Source organism: Leisingera daeponensis DSM 23529 (assembly GCF_000473145.1).
Lineage (GTDB): Bacteria > Pseudomonadota > Alphaproteobacteria > Rhodobacterales > Rhodobacteraceae > Leisingera > Leisingera daeponensis.
Genome location: NZ_KI421500.1, coordinates 3,704,782 through 3,720,789, shown reverse-complemented (window position 1 = coordinate 3,720,789; position 16,008 = coordinate 3,704,782). Strand labels below are relative to the sequence as shown.

General features: G+C 60.8%; 14 protein-coding genes, 3 pseudogenes and 1 other annotated feature. Of the genes and pseudogenes, 7 read left to right on the top strand and 10 right to left on the bottom strand.

Annotation, left to right across the window (positions count from 1 at the left end; translation table 11 throughout):
* Positions 1-203 precede the first annotated feature (203 nt).
* Positions 204-476 (bottom strand): integrase core domain-containing protein, encoded by a 273-nt coding sequence (locus DAEP_RS22975; protein ID WP_036760864.1) that lies wholly within the window; start codon positions 474-476, stop codon positions 204-206.
* Between the two features lie 438 nt (positions 477-914).
* Here DAEP_RS22975 and DAEP_RS22970 point away from each other — a divergent pair, with 438 nt between their 5' ends.
* The 5 genes from DAEP_RS22970 to DAEP_RS0118620 all read left to right on the top strand — a co-directional run bounded on the left by DAEP_RS22970 (position 915) and on the right by DAEP_RS0118620 (position 4,859).
* Positions 915-2,375 carry a sensor histidine kinase gene (locus tag DAEP_RS22970; protein ID WP_208855459.1) on the top strand — a complete coding sequence of 487 codons (1,461 nt, stop codon included), beginning with the start codon at positions 915-917 and terminating at the stop codon, positions 2,373-2,375.
* A complete protein-coding gene (locus DAEP_RS0118635) occupies positions 2,372-2,980 on the top strand; it encodes a response regulator transcription factor (RefSeq protein ID WP_027245731.1) in 609 nt (202 codons plus the stop codon). Before DAEP_RS22970 ends, DAEP_RS0118635 begins: the two co-directional genes overlap by 4 nt.
* A gap of 90 nt (positions 2,981-3,070) precedes the next feature.
* Entirely contained in the window at positions 3,071-3,550 is a 480-nt protein-coding gene (locus DAEP_RS0118630; RefSeq protein WP_027245730.1) for a GlcG/HbpS family heme-binding protein, read from the top strand.
* Positions 3,551-3,606: 56 nt separating this feature from the next.
* Positions 3,607-4,281 (top strand): ankyrin repeat domain-containing protein, encoded by a 675-nt coding sequence (locus tag DAEP_RS0118625; protein ID WP_027245729.1) that lies wholly within the window; start codon positions 3,607-3,609, stop codon positions 4,279-4,281.
* Positions 4,282-4,562: 281 nt separating this feature from the next.
* Positions 4,563-4,859, top strand: coding sequence for a hypothetical protein (locus DAEP_RS0118620; protein ID WP_027245728.1), 297 nt, complete (start codon positions 4,563-4,565; stop codon positions 4,857-4,859).
* Positions 4,860-5,240: 381 nt separating this feature from the next.
* On the opposite strand, the gene DAEP_RS0118615 is transcribed toward DAEP_RS0118620, so the two are convergent.
* Together DAEP_RS0118615 and DAEP_RS22965 are read right to left on the bottom strand one after the other, a co-directional pair.
* Positions 5,241-6,449, bottom strand: coding sequence for an IS91 family transposase (locus DAEP_RS0118615; protein WP_027245727.1), 1,209 nt, complete (start codon positions 6,447-6,449; stop codon positions 5,241-5,243).
* Positions 6,353-7,369, bottom strand: a complete 1,017-nt coding sequence (locus DAEP_RS22965; protein WP_084204494.1) for a tyrosine-type recombinase/integrase — start codon at positions 7,367-7,369, stop codon at positions 6,353-6,355. The genes DAEP_RS0118615 and DAEP_RS22965 overlap by 97 nt, the downstream gene beginning before the upstream one ends.
* A gap of 613 nt (positions 7,370-7,982) precedes the next feature.
* Here DAEP_RS22965 and DAEP_RS24320 point away from each other — a divergent pair.
* Positions 7,983-8,096, top strand: a pseudogene (locus DAEP_RS24320) (IS5/IS1182 family transposase); the annotation flags it as partial.
* 52 nt (positions 8,097-8,148) lie between these two features.
* Here DAEP_RS24320 and DAEP_RS23715 read toward each other — a convergent pair.
* The 7 genes and pseudogenes from DAEP_RS23715 to DAEP_RS0118575 form a co-directional block, all read right to left on the bottom strand.
* Positions 8,149-8,253, bottom strand: a pseudogene (locus DAEP_RS23715) (sugar phosphate nucleotidyltransferase); the annotation flags it as partial.
* Positions 8,254-8,280: 27 nt separating this feature from the next.
* Entirely contained in the window at positions 8,281-9,255 is a 975-nt protein-coding gene (gene fcl, locus DAEP_RS0118600) for a GDP-L-fucose synthase (RefSeq protein ID WP_027245726.1), read from the bottom strand.
* Positions 9,256-9,259: 4 nt separating this feature from the next.
* The gene (gene gmd / locus DAEP_RS0118595) at positions 9,260-10,378 is read right to left on the bottom strand and encodes a GDP-mannose 4,6-dehydratase (RefSeq protein ID WP_027245725.1); all 1,119 of its coding nucleotides are present in this window, start codon (positions 10,376-10,378) and stop codon (positions 9,260-9,262) included.
* Positions 10,379-10,444: 66 nt separating this feature from the next.
* Positions 10,445-11,638: a DegT/DnrJ/EryC1/StrS family aminotransferase gene (locus tag DAEP_RS0118590; RefSeq protein ID WP_027245724.1), complete on the bottom strand. Its 1,194-nt coding sequence runs from the start codon at positions 11,636-11,638 to the stop codon at positions 10,445-10,447.
* Positions 11,635-12,411 (bottom strand): glycosyltransferase family 2 protein, encoded by a 777-nt coding sequence (locus DAEP_RS0118585; RefSeq protein WP_027245723.1) that lies wholly within the window; start codon positions 12,409-12,411, stop codon positions 11,635-11,637. The genes DAEP_RS0118590 and DAEP_RS0118585 overlap by 4 nt, the downstream gene beginning before the upstream one ends.
* The gene (locus DAEP_RS0118580; RefSeq protein WP_027245722.1) at positions 12,404-13,201 is read right to left on the bottom strand and encodes an NAD-dependent epimerase/dehydratase family protein; all 798 of its coding nucleotides are present in this window, start codon (positions 13,199-13,201) and stop codon (positions 12,404-12,406) included. Before DAEP_RS0118580 ends, DAEP_RS0118585 begins: the two co-directional genes overlap by 8 nt.
* Positions 13,202-13,203: 2 nt before the next feature.
* On the bottom strand, positions 13,204-14,136 hold the full coding sequence (locus DAEP_RS0118575; RefSeq protein WP_027245721.1) for a hypothetical protein: 933 nt from the start codon (positions 14,134-14,136) through the stop codon (positions 13,204-13,206).
* A gap of 530 nt (positions 14,137-14,666) precedes the next feature.
* Between DAEP_RS0118575 and DAEP_RS22955 the strand changes: the two are divergent.
* Positions 14,667-15,951 (top strand): annotated as a pseudogene (locus tag DAEP_RS22955) (IS3 family transposase).
* Positions 14,948-15,064 (top strand) — a sequence feature (AL1L pseudoknot). Its footprint overlaps the pseudogene before it by 117 nt.
* Positions 15,952-16,008 lie beyond the last annotated feature (57 nt).

Here is a 16,008-nt window from a genome sequence, read left to right as displayed (position 1 = left end):
AGGATGGTTGACGCGACGGCGCGTATCAACCGGCCAAAGCCACTCTTGAAGCCAATAACTGCCATAGCCTGGCACATAATGAAAATTTTCTTCGGCGCAACCCCTTTCGATCCGAAATAAAGGCCACCAGGTTCCTTAGTTCCGATCTGGTGTGCTCTGAGCCCTAACCTTTGACCGCCAGAAGCTGCATTTTTCCGGCTCTGTCACGATGACGGGCTGGTGACGCCATCAGGACAATGCAAGGCAATCGGGACGTTGTATCCGATTGCGCTGTGGGGTCTGTCCTCATCGTAGTGCCGACGCCAATCCTCCGGCTTTTCGCGGGCATCTGCAAGGCTCATGAACCAGTGTGCGTTCAGGCATTCCGCCCGGGGCTTGCCGTTGAAGCTTTCGATGAAAGCGTTCTGTTGAGGCTTGCCGGGGGCGATGTAGTGCCAGTCGAAGCCGGTCGCCTGCACCCGCCTCAGTACCTCCATGCTGGTGAATTCAGTACCGTTATCGGGGGCGATTGTTTTGGATGTTCCTTGAAAGGGGACACAGGGACGAACGATCTGCGAAGGTTACCGGATGGGCCCAGGAGCCCGCTTCGAGTAAATGCAGCGTTCGGCCTTGTGAAAACCGATACAGCACGATTGCCTCACAGCAATGAGTGCGGACAGATCCTTGAAACCCTCAAGGGAAACATCGCCGAACTCCGCAAATTTCAGATCCTGACCCTAAATCCTCGCGTTGAGACAGAGATGCCGCAGTGACCGAGGACGGTGCTCAGAAGCTGTCTGCATTCTGGTATGAGCTTTTGGACTTGGAGTTCAAGAACTCCATGTTAGCGTTGCCTAATGAGCGCAACGCGGATGATATCACTCCTCGGGAGCAAGGCAACCCGGTCGGCTTTACTCACTCTGATGGCGGGGGTTATGGGGCTGGCAGGCCTCGCGGCGGTACAGTTTTGGCTGCATTCCGCCCGGCTCGACAGCGAAAGCGCCTTACTTCAACAGCTTGCCTCGCAACGGACTGGTCAACACGATGCCCACCTGACGGCTTTGTCGGCCATTGCCGTAGCCGGCGCGGGACAGCGCAACGATCTTTTCCTCGACGTCGCAGCAACAATTTCACGGTTCTATCCGCGGATCGGCGACGTGCAGCTTGTGCCGTTGGATCCCGCTCGGGACATCGTCGGTGCGGCGGCCATTTCGGCCGACACCGCCGCACAAATCCGCGCTGCCGCCGCGCACTCCACCGGTGTCCCGGTAATGTTGCGGCACCCGGAGAAAACGCAGCATTACTTGCTGATCAAACGCAGCCCGAATTCGGATGAGGCACTCTATGCCCTGGCGCTCAGCGTCGATGCCGCCCAACTGTTCAGCAGCAGCGACGCGTTTTGGGCGCAAGACAAGGCCAGTTTCCGGGTATCCCTGCCGGATGGCACGGTGCTGGTCCAATCCTCGGATATGAGTGCGGCGCGGTTCGCAAAACCGCTTGAAAGCGGCTCGCAACCCCTGCTTTTGGAAACTGCAATGCGGACGCGTCCTGCCGATCTCCTTCCGCCAGCGCAGGTCGCGCTTGTGCTGTTGCTGACCGTGTTTCTTTATGCTGCAATCACCGCTGCGTCCCGGCAACGCAGCCGGGTGCGCGAGGCCGAACAACAGGCCAGCCTCAGCCGGATGGAAGCTCAGCTCAGCCATGCCGCACGGGTCAACGCAATGGGCGAAATGGCCAGTGGCATGGCGCATGAACTGACTCAACCCCTGACCGCGATCCTGGCGCAGGCCCAGGCCGGCAAGCGCCTTCTGACGCGGGGCGACAGCGATGCCGTGGCCTCGGTGCTCGATGGCACCGTCGCCCAAGCCCGGCGCGCCTCGACGATCCTGGACCGGCTGCGCAACTGGTCGCGCCCGCAGCGCGCCGGCGCTGCACCGATTGACCTGTGGGATGCAATCGCCAATGTCCGCGCTCTATTGTCGGCCGAGGCGCACCGCCGGGGGGTTACCCTCGAGGCCATCCCAACAAACCACCCAGTGACGGTGACAGCGGATCAGGTGGAAATCGAACAGGTGATCCACAACGTCTTGCGTAATGCGCTCGAGGCGCTTGAAGATACGCCCCAGGCACGCGTCAAGGTCACACTGCGCAGCAGCGGTGATACCGCCACCCTCGAAATTGCCGACAACGGCCCCGGGGTCGCGGCCAGTATGGTGCCCCAACTGTTCATGCCCTTCATGACAACCCGCGCTGAAGGCACCGGGTTGGGGCTGGCGCTTAGCCAGCGCCTGATCGAACGCGCAGGCGGCACGATTTCCTATGCCAGCGGAAACCCTGGTGCGGTCTTCCGGATTAACCTGCCGCTGACGGCTCGCATTGCGGAGGCCGCGCAATGACACATCCGGTTTATCTTGTCGACGATGACGAGGCAGTGCGCGATGCGCTGACCCTGCTGCTGTCGACCGTCGGCTTGGACGTAACCCCCTTCGCCGATCCTCAGGCCTTTCTGGCGCGGCTCGACGGGCTTGCTCCAGGATGCTTGATCCTTGACATTCGTATGCCGCTGATCTCGGGTCTGAAGCTTCAGGAAAAGTTGACAGAACGGAACATCGGCTGGCCAACTGTCGTCATCTCCGGCCACGGCGATATCGAAGCCTGCAGGCAGGCTTTTCGCAACGGCGCAGTCGATTTTCTGTCGAAACCTATCGATGAGCAGGATCTGATCGACGCCATTCAGAAAGGCAGTGGAATCCTGGAACGGCGCCTTCTGGCGGAGGCCGAAAAGGCCGAGGCGCGCAGCCTCTTGCAATCGCTCACCCCGCGCGAGACACAAGTGCTTGACCGCATCGCCGAGGGCTTCACATCGAAACAGATCGCTGAGGGCCTCGGCCTGTCGCCGCGCACCATCGAAAGCCACCGTGCCGCGCTCGGGGCCAAGCTGGGCACCACCTCGCAGGCCGAACTGACCCGTTTATGGCTCGAAGGCCGCGACAGCCCGTAGAACTACGGAGATGCGTGCAAGGTCTACGAGTACCGCGCCAGCCCTTCGCGCCGTAGTCTCTCTCAATCGATTTTGACAAGGAGACATGCCATGATCCGCAAACTGATCCTCGCCTCCCTGCTGGCCCCCGCCAGCCTGGCCGCGCAAGAGCTTCCCACTGCCGCCTATCTGCCGCTCGACATGGCCACCAAGGCCGCCCAGGCCGCGCTTGGGGCCTGTGCCGCTGACGGCTACAGTGTCAGCGTCGCCATCGTCGCCCGTGACGGTGCAACCAAGGTGCATTTGAAAGCCGACGATTCAGGGCCGCACACCGTAGGCAGCGCTCAGGGCAAGGCTTTCACCTCGGCCTCGATGGGCCGCGACACCGCCGGTCTGGCCAATTTCATCGGTGAAAACCCGCAACATAACGGCCTGCGCTACATGGACCGCCGCATGGTGATCCAAGGCGGCGGCCTGCCGATCAGGATTGGCGGCGCGCTGGTCGGCGGCATCGGGGTTGGCGGCGCCCCCGGAGGCCACCTGGACGAGGCCTGCGCCCGCGCCGGGCTTGATGCCATCGGCGCAGAATGATCCCGTCGGGCGGCCGGTCATCGCGGCGGGCGGCCTAACCACCTCGGAGACATGAAATGCTTAAATTCCTCCTGTTTCCCGCGTTTCTGGCCCTATCGCCGCCCGCCTTAGCCCAAACCGCGCCCTCTGCAGCGGAAATTGCCGCTTACGTTGGGCTGCACCGCGCAGCCCACACCGGCGACGTCGCCGGGATTGACAGCCTCGCCGCTGCCGGCGCCGATCTCAACGTGCGCGACCAGCGTGGCCGCACCCCTGCCCACGTGGCTGCCTTCGCCTCGCAGGACGCCGCCCTGCGCGCCCTGGCCAAGGCCGGGGCCGATCTCAACGCGCTCGAAGGGCAGGCCTATGACGTAGTCACCATCGCCGCTGTGGCCAACGATCCGGAATTGATGTCGCTGGCCATCGAACTGGGCAACCACCCCGGCCTGATTACCAGCCCCTATGACGGCACCGCCCTGATCGCCGCCGCGCATCTGGGCCATGTCGAGGTGGTGCGCCGGCTAATTAACGCCGGGGCGCCGCTCGATCATGTCAACAACCTCGGCTGGACCGCTCTGATCGAGGCGGTGATCCTGGGCGACGGCGGCCCGGATCACAAGGCTGTGGTCGGGCTTCTGGTCGCGGCGGGCGCTGATCAAGCAATCGCAGACCGTGACGGCGCCACTCCGCGTGACCATGCAGAAGACCGTCAATACCTCGACATATTGTCGCTGCTGGGCGACCAAAATTAACTCGTGCGAACAAGCGGCAGGTGCTTCAATCCGCTGGTTGCTGGCAACGCCCGCATCCTGCCGCGTCAACGCCCGCATCGCTGCGACCGGCGGCGAGGCACCGTCTTATGAATTGTCCTTTGGCACCGATCTGTCTGATCGCATCGTTCCGGGACATGCCTTGCCCCTTGCCCCATCATCACTCCAACCTGCCGTAACTTTACGAAAATCTCTTCAGGCTTGGATCTCTTCGTCGTCATCCATGGTCCTCCGTTTCCTAATCATAGGGACGGACCACTTCTTTGGGGGAGGCTCACCTGTATCGCGGATATATCGACAACCTGGCTGCAACCCTGACAGACGAAGGTGTGGCTGGCAGAGCGAGCGATGAGCTTCACGAACTGCTGGATCGGGTTGTCGTTTTATACGATCAAGACGCCAAGCGCCACATCCTGGATATGAAGGGCAATTTGATCACCATTCTCAAAAAGACAAAACCCGCCGAGGAGGCGGGCATTGAAGATGCGAAGAGTTCGCTAAAGTTGGTTGCGGGAGCAGGCAGCCTCCGTATCCTACCTGCCCTCTCCGAAATCATTTAAACGGATAGTAGAGCACGCCTAACAGCAGCTTTGCTGCAGGTTTCTCGGACGCCACGCGCGACGTTTGAATGATGCGCGGCATTGCCTGGCGTCGGAGAAGCGCGCAAGCGGGAAATCGCGGTGTTGGAATTGGGCAGACCAGCTGGCTCTATGGGGATTTGAAGCGGTTGATGGCCTTGGTTCCTGTTCTGCAGGTTGGGCCAAGCGCGCTTGTTGCAGGCAGCTTCGGCACGGATTTTGTGAGCTTTGAGGGGCATGCGCCGCGTCTCGCGGGGCTCAGCAACCTCACCACCACTACTATCCGGGCTGCAGGCATGCCGGATTGGCCGCAAGCGGTATCGCGAGCAGCGGCGATTGGACTTCCGGTCCTTGGCGTGCATGTCATGCGGCGGCCCTCCCTGTTCCTGGCGGCGCCCTGGGGCGTCGTTCTGGCGCGATGGTTTCGGCGATGATCAACCGCCCGCCGCAGCAGGGGCATGGCAGCGCAAGGACACGGGCGGGTGCATTGGCATCACCGGCCGTGTCATCGTGCCCGAGGCCCGGATCTGTCTGTCCGGCCCCGAGCAGTTCCCTGATCCTGGCGATATTGGCGGCACGGTTGCCATTCCCGAAGAAGCCGTAGTGGCGGATGCGATGCTGCCCCTTGGGCAGGACATGGATCAGGAAGCGGCAGATGAACTCGCCGGTCTTGAGGGTCATGATGGTATGCCGCCCCGGACCGTTGACGCGGTAATCCTTGACGCGGAAGGTGACGCTCCGGCAGTCCATGCGGATCAGGCGGCTGTTGGAGATCGCGACACGGTGGGTGTAGCGCGACAGGTATGCCAGCACGGCCTTGGGTCCAGCGAACGGCTCCTTGGCATAAACGACCCAATCGATCTTGCGCAGCGGTTGCAGAAAGGCGTCAAAGGCCGCGCGATCCGCCGGCCCGGCATGACCGCCGAAGAAGTGCAGCTTACCGGCTTTGTGCAGCCCGGCCAGCCCGTCCAGGATGAGGCGCCGGTAGAGGCGGGACAGCACCCGGACGGAGAGGAAGAAGTTCCTGCGGCAGGCGATCCACCGCGCACGGTCCGCAGACAGGCCGCCGCCCGGCACGATCATGTGGACATGCGGGTGGTGCGTCATCGCCGAACCCCAGGTGTGCAGGACGGATGTGATACCGGCCCGGGCGCCAAGGTGCTTGGGATAGGCGGCGATCCGGATCACCGTGTCCGCGCTCGCCCGCATCAGCAGATTGTAGATCTCGCGTTTGTTCTGGCGGGCGATGTCAGCGACTGGCTTTGGCAGCGTGAAGACCAGGTGGAAATACCGCACGGGCAGCAGCTCGGTCTCGCGCGCCGCCAGCCAAGCCTTGGCTGCACCCGCCTGACACTTGGGGCAATGGCGATTGCGGCAAGAGTTGTAGGCAATGTGTTCATGCCCGCAGTCTTCACACCGCGCGGCATGGCCGCCGAGCGCTGCCGTGCGGCAGCGCCTGATGGCGTTCATCACTTTCAACTGGTCGAGGCTGATATGGCCCGCATTGGCCGCCCGCCAGGCAGAACCATGGACCCGGAAGATATCCGCAACCTCCAGCTTCGGCCGGGACAACGCAGTCTATGAGGCGCCTTTCCTGCCCTTCTGCGCCTCGCCGCGGTCAGGCCGTCCAACGGGCTCTCCACCGCCGAGATCATGCCGGTGGCAACGCAGGCATAGTGTGCCGTCGTGGTGAGTTTGGCATGCCCGAGCAGCGCCTGAATGACCCGGATGTCAACGCCGCGCTCCAGCAGGTGTGTCGCAAAACTGTGCCGCAAGGTGTGCAGTGTGACCGGCTTGGTGATACCCGCTGCACGCGCTGCCTGCTTGAACAGCCGCGAGAGCTGACGGGCCGAAAGATGCCGGCCGCAATAACCGGGGAAAAGCACGCGATCAGGCCCGGACACACCCCTGTCGTTGACGGTCGGGCGTTCGGTCCACCAGACCCGCAACAGGCTCAGAATATCAACGGGCAGCATCACGTTGCGGTCCTTGCGTCCCTTCGACTGCACGATGCGGATAATGTTCTGTTCCCCGTCGATGTCGCCGACCTTCAGCCGGACGACCTCGCTTGCCCGCAGCCCGCAACCATAGGCGAGTGACAGCATCACGCGCGCCTTCAGGCAGGGGGCCATGGCGAGGATGCGCCTGACCTCGTTGCGGCTCAGCGCCTCGGGAACCTTCACGGGCTTCTTGAGGTGGAACACTTCGGCCGCCAGGTCATGCCGGCGCAGGGTGACACGGAACAGAAACTTCACCCCGGTCATGGTCTGGTTGCGGGTGCAGATACTGGTCCCGCTCTCGATCAGATGCAGCTGGAAGAGCTTCACGTCATCCGGGGAGGCTGTCTCCGGAGATCGCCCGAGCCAGGAGGCAAACCGCTTGCAGGCCCGCAGGTGGCTGGTCTGCGAGGCTGGTCCGAGATTGCGTGCCGACATATCCGCGATCATGCGCGCGCGGAGGGGTGTCGCCGGTGCAGGGTGCTGATTGGTCATGGGAAAACCCTCTGTCAACCGAGGCAAAATCACCTCGGCCAACAGCACACACCCGACCTCCTAAACCGCGAAACAAATACCGCTCCAGCCCGACACCGGCCACGCAGAGCCCCTATCGCGGAGCGATTTAGTGCTTGCGCAGGAAGCGCCCTTTGCAAACTCCGCCGTTTGACGTAGCCAGCCGAGGTCTTGTGCTGCGGTGCAGCCCGCCGTTTCTGCCGTTCGCTGCGGCCGCGAGGTTATGGAACCGGTGAACTTACACAGTGCCGGACTTTGCTGCCGTTGCCCTTCCGTGTGTTTGCTCACGCAGCATCCGCTCGCAGCCGCGGCACACTCATCGCTGCGTTGCAGCCGATGTCGCCAGAGCGGTCATTGAAAGCCAAACTGAGGGGCGAAATTCAAACCGCCCTTTCGCCGCAACCCGGACCGACCATAGGGGAGCGGACGAAGCATGGGTAATCGGGCTGGCCCGATGGATGGGTCGGGTTCTCGGTAGACTTACAGCAAATTGCTGCAGATTGAGGAGGACGAGATGGATTACTTTGTGGGTTTGGACGTGTCACTGCGGACTGTCGCCGTCTGCGTGATTGATACCGACGGCCAACACGTCTTCGAGCGCATTGCCGCAAAAGACCCCGACCGCCAAACCGCCGAAATCCACTTCCGCATCGCACTCATCAACCGCTTCAACGCACTCGGCACCGCCAAGAACATCCGCGTCGCCTAAATTCGGAGGGGAAGGGGTAGTCAGGCGTCAAGAGGGAGTTCTACAACAATGCCGTGGTATCACCGGCCAGAGGCACGAACTGCTTGGGGTAGCTATTGCGCGACAGCGGCCACAGCCGGGTGCCCGAACCGCCGCACAAAAGGATTGGGGTAATAATCGTTATGTCTCTGCCTCTTGGTCTTTCCTATTTATTTCGCAGGATGGCCTGATCCTGCTGCAAAAACCAGTTGTAGGTTCTGGCGATCCCCTCTTCGAGCGATACCGAAGCCTCCCAGCCCAGACGGGAAAGCCGCGACACATCCATCAGTTTCTGCATGGTGCCATCGGGCCGGGAAGTATCAAAGGCCAGCCGCCCTCGGAAACCGGTGACGCGTGCAATGGATTCCGCCAGTTCCCGAATGGTTATGTCCCGCCCTGTTCCCACGTTGATATGCGACAGCATCGGGGTTGTCTCCCGCTTGTAATCCTCCGGTGCCAGATCCATCACAAAGAGCGATGCGGCAGCCATGTCATCCACATGCAGGAACTCCCGGCGCGGCGCTCCGCTGCCCCAGATGACAACTTCCGCCTCCCCTGCCCGCACAGCCTCGTCAAACCGGCGGATCAGCGCGGGCAGAACATGCGAGTTTTCCGGGTGGAAATTGTCCCCCGGCCCGTACAGGTTCGTCGGCATCACTGAACGGTAGTCGGTGCCGTACTGGCGGTTATAGCTCTCGCACAGCTTGATGCCTGCGATCTTGGCAATGGCATAGGGCTCATTGGTGGCTTCCAGCGGGCCGGACAAAAGCTGCTCCTCGCGGATCGGCGTTTCCGCGTCGCGCGGGTAGATGCAGGATGACCCCAGCTGCAGCAGCTTCTGCACCCCGGCCTCAAAGGCGGCGTGGATCACATTGCACTCGATCATCAGGTTTTCGTAGATGAATTGTGCGGGATAGGTGCTGTTGGCATGAATTCCCCCGACCCGGGCTGCCGCCAGAATGACCTGGTCAGGCCGCTCAGCCTGCAGGAATTGCTGCACAGCGGCCTGGTTTGTCAGATCCAGTTCGGCAGAGCTGCGGGTCAGCAGCTCCAGCTCTTCCCCGGTGGCCCGGCGCGCGGCAAGCTGGCGCAGGATAGCGCTGCCGACCATGCCGCGGTGTCCGGCCACAAATATTTTCATACGTTCAGTCCTCCAGCGAGACCGGCAAATCGTAGCCGTGCTCCTTGAGCAGCGCGTGGCGGCGGGCGGTATGCAGGTCTTCGGCAATCATTTCCGCGCACATCTCCTGTACCGTGATTTCCGGCACCCAGCCCAGCTTTTCCTTGGCCTTCGTCGGATCGCCAAGCAGCGTTTCCACTTCCGCAGGGCGGAAATAGCGAGGATCGATCCGCATAACCACATCACCTGGCTTGAGGGCGGGCGCCTTACCCCCTTCGACTGCGGCGACCACGGCCACCTCGTCGAAGCCGCTGCCAGAAAACTCCAGCATGATGCCCAGTTCCGCTGCCGCCCACTGAATGAACTGCCGCACCGTGTACTGCACACCGGTGGCGATGACGAAGTCATCCGCCTGCTGTTGCTGCAGCATCATCCATTGCATCCGCACATAGTCCCGCGCATGACCCCAATCGCGCAGCGCATTGATATTGCCCATGTACAGGCAGGGTTCCAGGCCCTGGGCGATATTGGCCAGTCCGCGGGTAATCTTGCGGGTCACAAAGGTCTCGCCGCGGCGCGGGCTCTCGTGGTTAAACAGGATGCCGTTGCAGGCATACATACCATAGGCCTCACGGTAGTTGACCGTGATCCAGTAGGAGTAAAGCTTGGCCACAGCATAGGGAGAGCGGGGATAGAAAGGCGTGGTTTCGCGCTGCGGCGTTTCCTGCACAAGGCCATATAGCTCAGACGTCGACGCCTGGTAGAAACGGGTCTTGTTTTCCAGCCCGAGGAAGCGGATAGCCTCCAGCAGGCGCAAAGTTCCGATCGCATCCACATCCGCCGTGTATTCCGGTGCTTCAAAGGAGACCGCGACATGAGATTGTGCTCCCAGGTTGTAAACTTCATCCGGCTCGACCTCGCGCATGATGCGGGTCAGGTTCGACGTGTCGGTCAGGTCGCCGTAGTGCAGCTTGAAGCGGGCGTGATCCGCATGCGGGTCCTGGTAGATATGATCCACCCTCTGGGTGTTGAACGAGGAGGCGCGCCGCTTGATACCATGCACCTCATAGCCTTTTTCCAGCAAAAGCTCCGCCAGATAGGATCCGTCTTGTCCGGTTACGCCTGTAATCAGTGCTCTTTTCATCGCGTGTTTCCGCCGTGTTCTGTTGTCGGCCGGGCAGCGGGAGGATCCGCCCAAACCAGGTAGCTGTCAGATGGAGGCCGTGTGCATGTCCTTGGGCCGGGCGACCGAAGTAAAGACCTCGGCAACCCTGGCGGCATCAGCACGGTCCAGGTTATGATGGTTCGGCAGGTAGATGCCGTAATCATGCACCAGGTCCGCATTGGGCAGCGTCTGCTCGCCGTATTCCCGCACCCAGAAGGGATGGCGGGCAATATTGCCGCAGATCAGCGGGCGGCACTCAATCCGGTGGGCCTTCAGTGTCTCGAAAACCTCCATCCGGTTCTCGACCAGCGTGCCGTAAGCAAAAGAGGACAGCAGCCCGGTCTCGCTTCGCTGCTGATAGTAGCCGGTCAGCGCCTCCGCGTAGCAGTCAAAGTTGCGCGCCCGGACGGTGCAGATGTCATCCAGCTTCTTTAGCTGCATCCGCCCGATGAAGGCCTGCAGGTCGGTGGAGCGCAGATTGAAGCCCGCATGGTAGAACGTGTAGAAATTGCGGAACTCATCAATCTTGTGCTGGCTTTTCAGCCGCTCGCGCCGCTGCGGATCAAGGTCCCTGCTCCAGCCATGTGAGCGCAGGGACAGCATCACCTGGTGCAGTTCCGCATCGTCGGTCACCACCATTCCGCCCTCGATAGTCGAAATGTGGTGGCCGTAGTAGAATGAGAAACTGCCCGCCGCTCCGTGGCAGCCCAGTTTGCGGTCTCCGTAAGTGGAGCCCAACGCTTCGCAGCTGTCCTCCAGCAGCAGGATGCCGTAGCGGTCGCAAATCTCCTGAATTTCCTTCAAGTGATTTGCGTGGCCCAGCACATGCACGAGGATCAGCATCGACGGCGCCTCAGTCCGGCACAGCTCTTCGAGGTGGTTGAGATCAAGGCCCAGATTGTCGGGGTCGCAATCGCAAAGGCGAACGTCAAAGCCGAGCTGCATCAGCGGCGACACCGTCGTGACCCAGCTTACAGCCGGGGCAATCACCTTGTTGTTGCGCAAGCGGCCCGCCTCCTTGGCGGCATAGATCATCAGCAGGTTCGCCGAGGAGCCCGAGTTGACAAAGACCGCGTGCCCGCAGCCCATCCAGTCAGCAAATTCGCGTTCAAACTCCACTGTCATGGCGTCCTTGGTCAGCCGGTTGCCTGCCAGCATCCATTCCGCAGTTGCTTCCAGCTCAGCCTGCGAGATCGTATCTTCCGCCAGGGTGACCGGTTTCGGAGCAAGCATGTTCATGCACGCGCACCCCGCACAGCCTGCATGGCCTTCAATTCGATGTAGTGATGACGCACTTCATTATAGGCCGCTGCAATGTCGGCCTGCTTCTGCTTGTCTTTGAAGGCATCGATCGTGATGCTGCCGTCATGCGCCCGGAAACTGGCCAGCGGCTCTTTAACGAATCCGACCTTCGGGTAACGCAGCATCGACAGAAGCGAAGCAAAAATATCCGGTCCGACGCCGTGATACTCACTGGACTGGAGCGGCAAGCGGCCCTGATAAAGAGCATCGATCAGCACCTGCCGGCGGAAGACTGCCGCACCGGGGGAAATCAACGAGCCGACGATCTTTTCCTCGGCCAGGTGGTTTTCGAACACCCCCGTATCCGGAAGCCAGTCCAGGAACTGCGTCATCATTTGCCTGCCGGTTGCGTCCTCCACAACCTCGGCCCCGGTGAAGGCAAATCCCACATCACTGGTCAGCAGCTTTGCGCATTTCTCGATAAAGGTCGGGTGGATCCAGTCATCGTCATATTGCAGATGCACATATTCACCGGAAGCATGCAGGATGCCCTCCAGCCAGCAGAAATGCGGACCGAAATCGCGGTCGCGGCGGACATAGGTGATCTTGTCCCCGTACTCGGCAGCTACCTCAGGCGTGCTGTCGGTCGAACCGTGATCCACCACGATCACCTCGCAGGGATGGGTCTGTTCTAGGGCGCTATCGATGGCCTTAGGCAGCATCTCCGCCCGGTTGAATGTCGGGATGACAATGGAAATCTGTTCAGTCATTGCATTCTCCAAGTAATTCCTGCAGGCGCGAAACATCGGCCACCAGATTTGTGCTTTCACCCAGGGGTTTGATTTTCAACGGAAACGGGGATAGGGACTGGGCAAATCCGGCCACCGTGACAGGCCTGCCGGAGGCAACATTGACCACACCCTCCGCGTCCGAAAGCGCCAGCCGCACGAGATAGCGGGCCGCCTCTTCTGCCGTCAGAAAGTCGCGCAGTCCTTCTGCGCCGTACAGCTCGAACTCTTCCTCAGGATCCACCCCGGCAAAACGCCTTTCCAGCGATGGCCGCAGGTAGCTGCCTGTCTGCTCCGGATCATGGATCGAGAACAGCCGGGCGATGCACAACGAGCGCCCGGAGGCCGCGCAGATATCCCGAGCAGCATGCTCCGCCATCAGTTTGCTCTGTCCATAGAGGGAAACCGGTTTGGTATCGGCGGTCTCGCAAATCGGCGCATACTGGCTGGAATAGACATGGCTTGACGAACACAGCAGCAGCCGAGCCGATGATCCTGCAAGCGCCGCCAGAAGGTTCATGGTGCCGCCGGCGTTCACCGCATAGGCCCGGGCTGGATCTGCTTTCACTTCAGCCACCGAAACCATCGCTGCCAGATGAATGACCAGATCCAGCGGCCCCGCTTCCTTGACCGCCGCTGCTGCGGCGGAAAGGCTCGTCAGATCAGCCGTGTTGCGGATCATTTCTGCCTGCGGCGCCAACTCAGCCAGCGCCCTCAAGGCATGCCGACCAACGATCCCGCCGCTGCCCGTGATATAGATTCTCTCTGTCATGCTTACTCTGCGGCCACGGCCTGCTCAGGCAGGCCAAAGATCTTGCGGTACTTGGCCTCAAGAGCCGCGCTTTTTTGTTCGATTTTGTTCAGCGGCGGCTTCTTCGCAAAAGCCTCTGCCTTGCCATACCAGGAGAAATCCCCGCTCAGCACGGCACTTGCAAAGGAGCGCGTGCTCAAACCTTGCGATTTGATAAGTTCATTGTCCTTGTGCGGGCGGAATTCGGCCTGTGCATTCGGATCGGAATAGTACCGCCCGATCACCTTGCGCATGCGGGTCATTTTCAGCTCCTTCCCTTGCAGAAGATTCCAGAAAATCGCATCCCCGATCGACAGGATCGGCTCACCGTTTCCGAAATAGGTCGGGTACCATTTTCCGATGATTTCGAGGTCCCACATCGTTGCAGCACCATAGGTGCCGCGTTCACCGGATCCGCTGCCTAGCCGCAACCCTTCGCAAGGCCGGGGCGGCCAGGCCGGCACAAAGCAGGTGCCGTCATAACCGGTTACCGGGAATTCCTGCGTCAGATGATCCTTGTCGAAACAGATCAGCCAGTCCCCGCCCACAAGCGCGGACCTTGTCTCCACTGCCTTCTTTGACAGTTCCTGCACAGCATTGGTTGCTAGCCGGTCATCCATGTTTAGGTTCATGGCATATCTGGTTCCGGCCAACGCCACGCCTGCTGCCCAGGCTTCATAAATGGTGAGCGGTTTTGAAAAGGAATGCCAAGGCGCTTCAAGCCAATCCGGCGCCTGGTCGCCATTGTCGAAGATGTAGCAAGGTTCAACCGGAATGGACTGGGACTTCAAATTCTCCCAATGCGAGCGCAAAAGCTCCAGCTTGTCAGGCTGCTGATGCCAAACGGCGCAGAATACCGTTACCAAAGGCTGGTCTTTCTGATCGGTATCCGGCTGATTATGTGACTCAAAGTGCATTCTGCAGCTTCTCCAACACGATGTCTGCGAGGCTTTGCCCCTATGAGAAACTGGCTAACGGACAAAAAATAATTTTAGGTTAAGTGACGGGTTCTCTGTTCGGTGCCCAAGGAGGCAGGCAAATGCCCCAGGAAGGCACAACCGGGCATCACCGGTCCGGGCGTTTCTTCGGCAAATCTCAGGCAACGTGCGGACACAATGGTCGCCATCGAAGGCGAAAATATGCGCGGCGTGACTTGGGTCCGGGTCATCGAAGTTCAGCAGGTCTCCTGGTATTGGCGGAAAAGCTCTGACCTCCGCTGACGTGCATGCCATTCAGAAGGGTGGCGCAGGCTGAGCCTGGTTTTGGTCTGGGGGGGCCTCCAGCACCTCCTTCAAACTTCTTTACAGGAATTAAAGCATGTACCAGGAAGTGGAGTTCCCCTCAGAGAGGGCCATCCTGCGCGGACGCCTCTACAAGCGCAAAGGCTGCTCGGTGAACCGCACCGGGTTTGCCGGAGGCTTCAACTCCTGAGTAGGATGAAGCCACAATGAGCAAGACAACAAACAGATATTCTTCTGAGGTCCGCGAGCGCGCGGTGCGGCTGGTGCTGGACAACCAGGGCCAGCACAGTTCCCGCTGGCAGGCGATCATGTCGATCTCCGCAAAGATCGGCTGTTCGGCGCATACGCTGAATGAGTGGGTCAAGAAGGCAGAAGTCGACAGCGGCAAGCGTGCGGGCGTCCCAACAGATGTCGCCGGCAAGATGAAGGCGCTGGAGCGGGAGAACCGCGAGCTGCGCCAGGCGAACGAGATCCTCCGCAAGGCATCGGCGTATTTTGCGATGGCGGAGCTCGACCGCCGGTCGAAGTGATGGTGTCCTTTATCGGCATGCATCGCAGTGAGCATGGGGTCGAGCCGATCTGCACTGTCCTGCCGATTGCCCCTTCCACGTATTACGAGCATCTGGCGAAGCGGGCCGATCCGGCCCGGTTGTCGGACCGTGCCCGGCGTGACGCGGCATTGCGGCCCGAGATCCTGCGTGTTTTCGAAGAGAACTGGCGGGTCTATGGCGTGCGGAAGGTCTGGCGGCAATTGCAGCGGGAGGGTTTCGACGTCGCCCGCTGCACGGTTGCCCGGCTGATGAAGAGCATGGGTATTCAAGGCATTATCCGGGGCAAGCCGCATAAGACCACGGTGCCTGACAAGAAGGCCCCATGCCCGCTGGACAAGGTAAACCGGCAATTCCGTGTGCCCGCGCCCAACATGCTCTGGGTCAGCGATTTCACCTATGTCGCCACCTGGAAAGGGTTCGCCTATGTCGCCTTCGTCATCGACGCCTATGCCCGCAAGATTGTCGTCTGGCGTGTCAGCACCTCGGCGCATGCCGGGTTCGTTCTCGATGCTCTGGAGCAGGCTGTTCACGAGCGGCGGCCGACAAAGGCGATGGGGCTTGTTCATCACTCCGGCCGCGGCAGCCAATACCTGTCGATCAAATACACAGAACGGTTGGGCGAAGCCTGTATCGAGCCCTCTGTCGGCAGCGTTGGGGACAGCTATGAGTTCAAGCAGGTCCGCGCAGCGGATCAAATGATCTGGGGGATCATTTGAATGCGCAGAACGCTCTGGCTGAGACGATCAACGGTTTGTTCAAAGCCGAGGTCATTCACCGTCGCGGCCCTTGGCGCAACTTCGAGGCAGTGGAATACGCAACGCTCGAATGGGTGGATTGGTTCAACAACCGCCGTCTGCTTGAGCCTATCGGGAACATTCCGCCGGCAGAAGCAGAGGCCAATTTCTACGCCGCTCTGGAAACTGAGGACATTGCCGCGTAACTAACTGAAATCAGTCTCCGGCAAACCCGGTGCGGTTCAGAAGGGCTCGTCTCCGAG

Bases quoted from the DNA above. Each gene is read 5' to 3' on its own strand.
- gmd (WP_027245725.1), bottom strand. From the start codon at position 10,378: ATGAAAAGAGCACTGATTACAGGCGTAACCGGACAAGACGGATCCTAT.
- fcl (WP_027245726.1), bottom strand. From the start codon at position 9,255: ATGAAAATATTTGTGGCCGGACACCGCGGCATGGTCGGCAGCGCTATC.
- DAEP_RS0118585 (WP_027245723.1), bottom strand. From the start codon at position 12,411: ATGACTGAACAGATTTCCATTGTCATCCCGACATTCAACCGGGCGGAG.
- DAEP_RS0118590 (WP_027245724.1), bottom strand. From the start codon at position 11,638: ATGAACATGCTTGCTCCGAAACCGGTCACCCTGGCGGAAGATACGATC.
- DAEP_RS0118580 (WP_027245722.1), bottom strand. From the start codon at position 13,201: ATGACAGAGAGAATCTATATCACGGGCAGCGGCGGGATCGTTGGTCGG.
- DAEP_RS0118630 (WP_027245730.1), top strand. From the start codon at position 3,071: ATGATCCGCAAACTGATCCTCGCCTCCCTGCTGGCCCCCGCCAGCCTG.
- DAEP_RS0118575 (WP_027245721.1), bottom strand. From the start codon at position 14,136: ATGCACTTTGAGTCACATAATCAGCCGGATACCGATCAGAAAGACCAG.
- DAEP_RS0118635 (WP_027245731.1), top strand. From the start codon at position 2,372: ATGACACATCCGGTTTATCTTGTCGACGATGACGAGGCAGTGCGCGAT.
- DAEP_RS22965 (WP_084204494.1), bottom strand. From the start codon at position 7,369: ATGACCAATCAGCACCCTGCACCGGCGACACCCCTCCGCGCGCGCATG.
- DAEP_RS0118625 (WP_027245729.1), top strand. From the start codon at position 3,607: ATGCTTAAATTCCTCCTGTTTCCCGCGTTTCTGGCCCTATCGCCGCCC.
- DAEP_RS22970 (WP_208855459.1), top strand. From the start codon at position 915: ATGGGGCTGGCAGGCCTCGCGGCGGTACAGTTTTGGCTGCATTCCGCC.
- DAEP_RS22975 (WP_036760864.1), bottom strand. From the start codon at position 476: ATGGAGGTACTGAGGCGGGTGCAGGCGACCGGCTTCGACTGGCACTAC.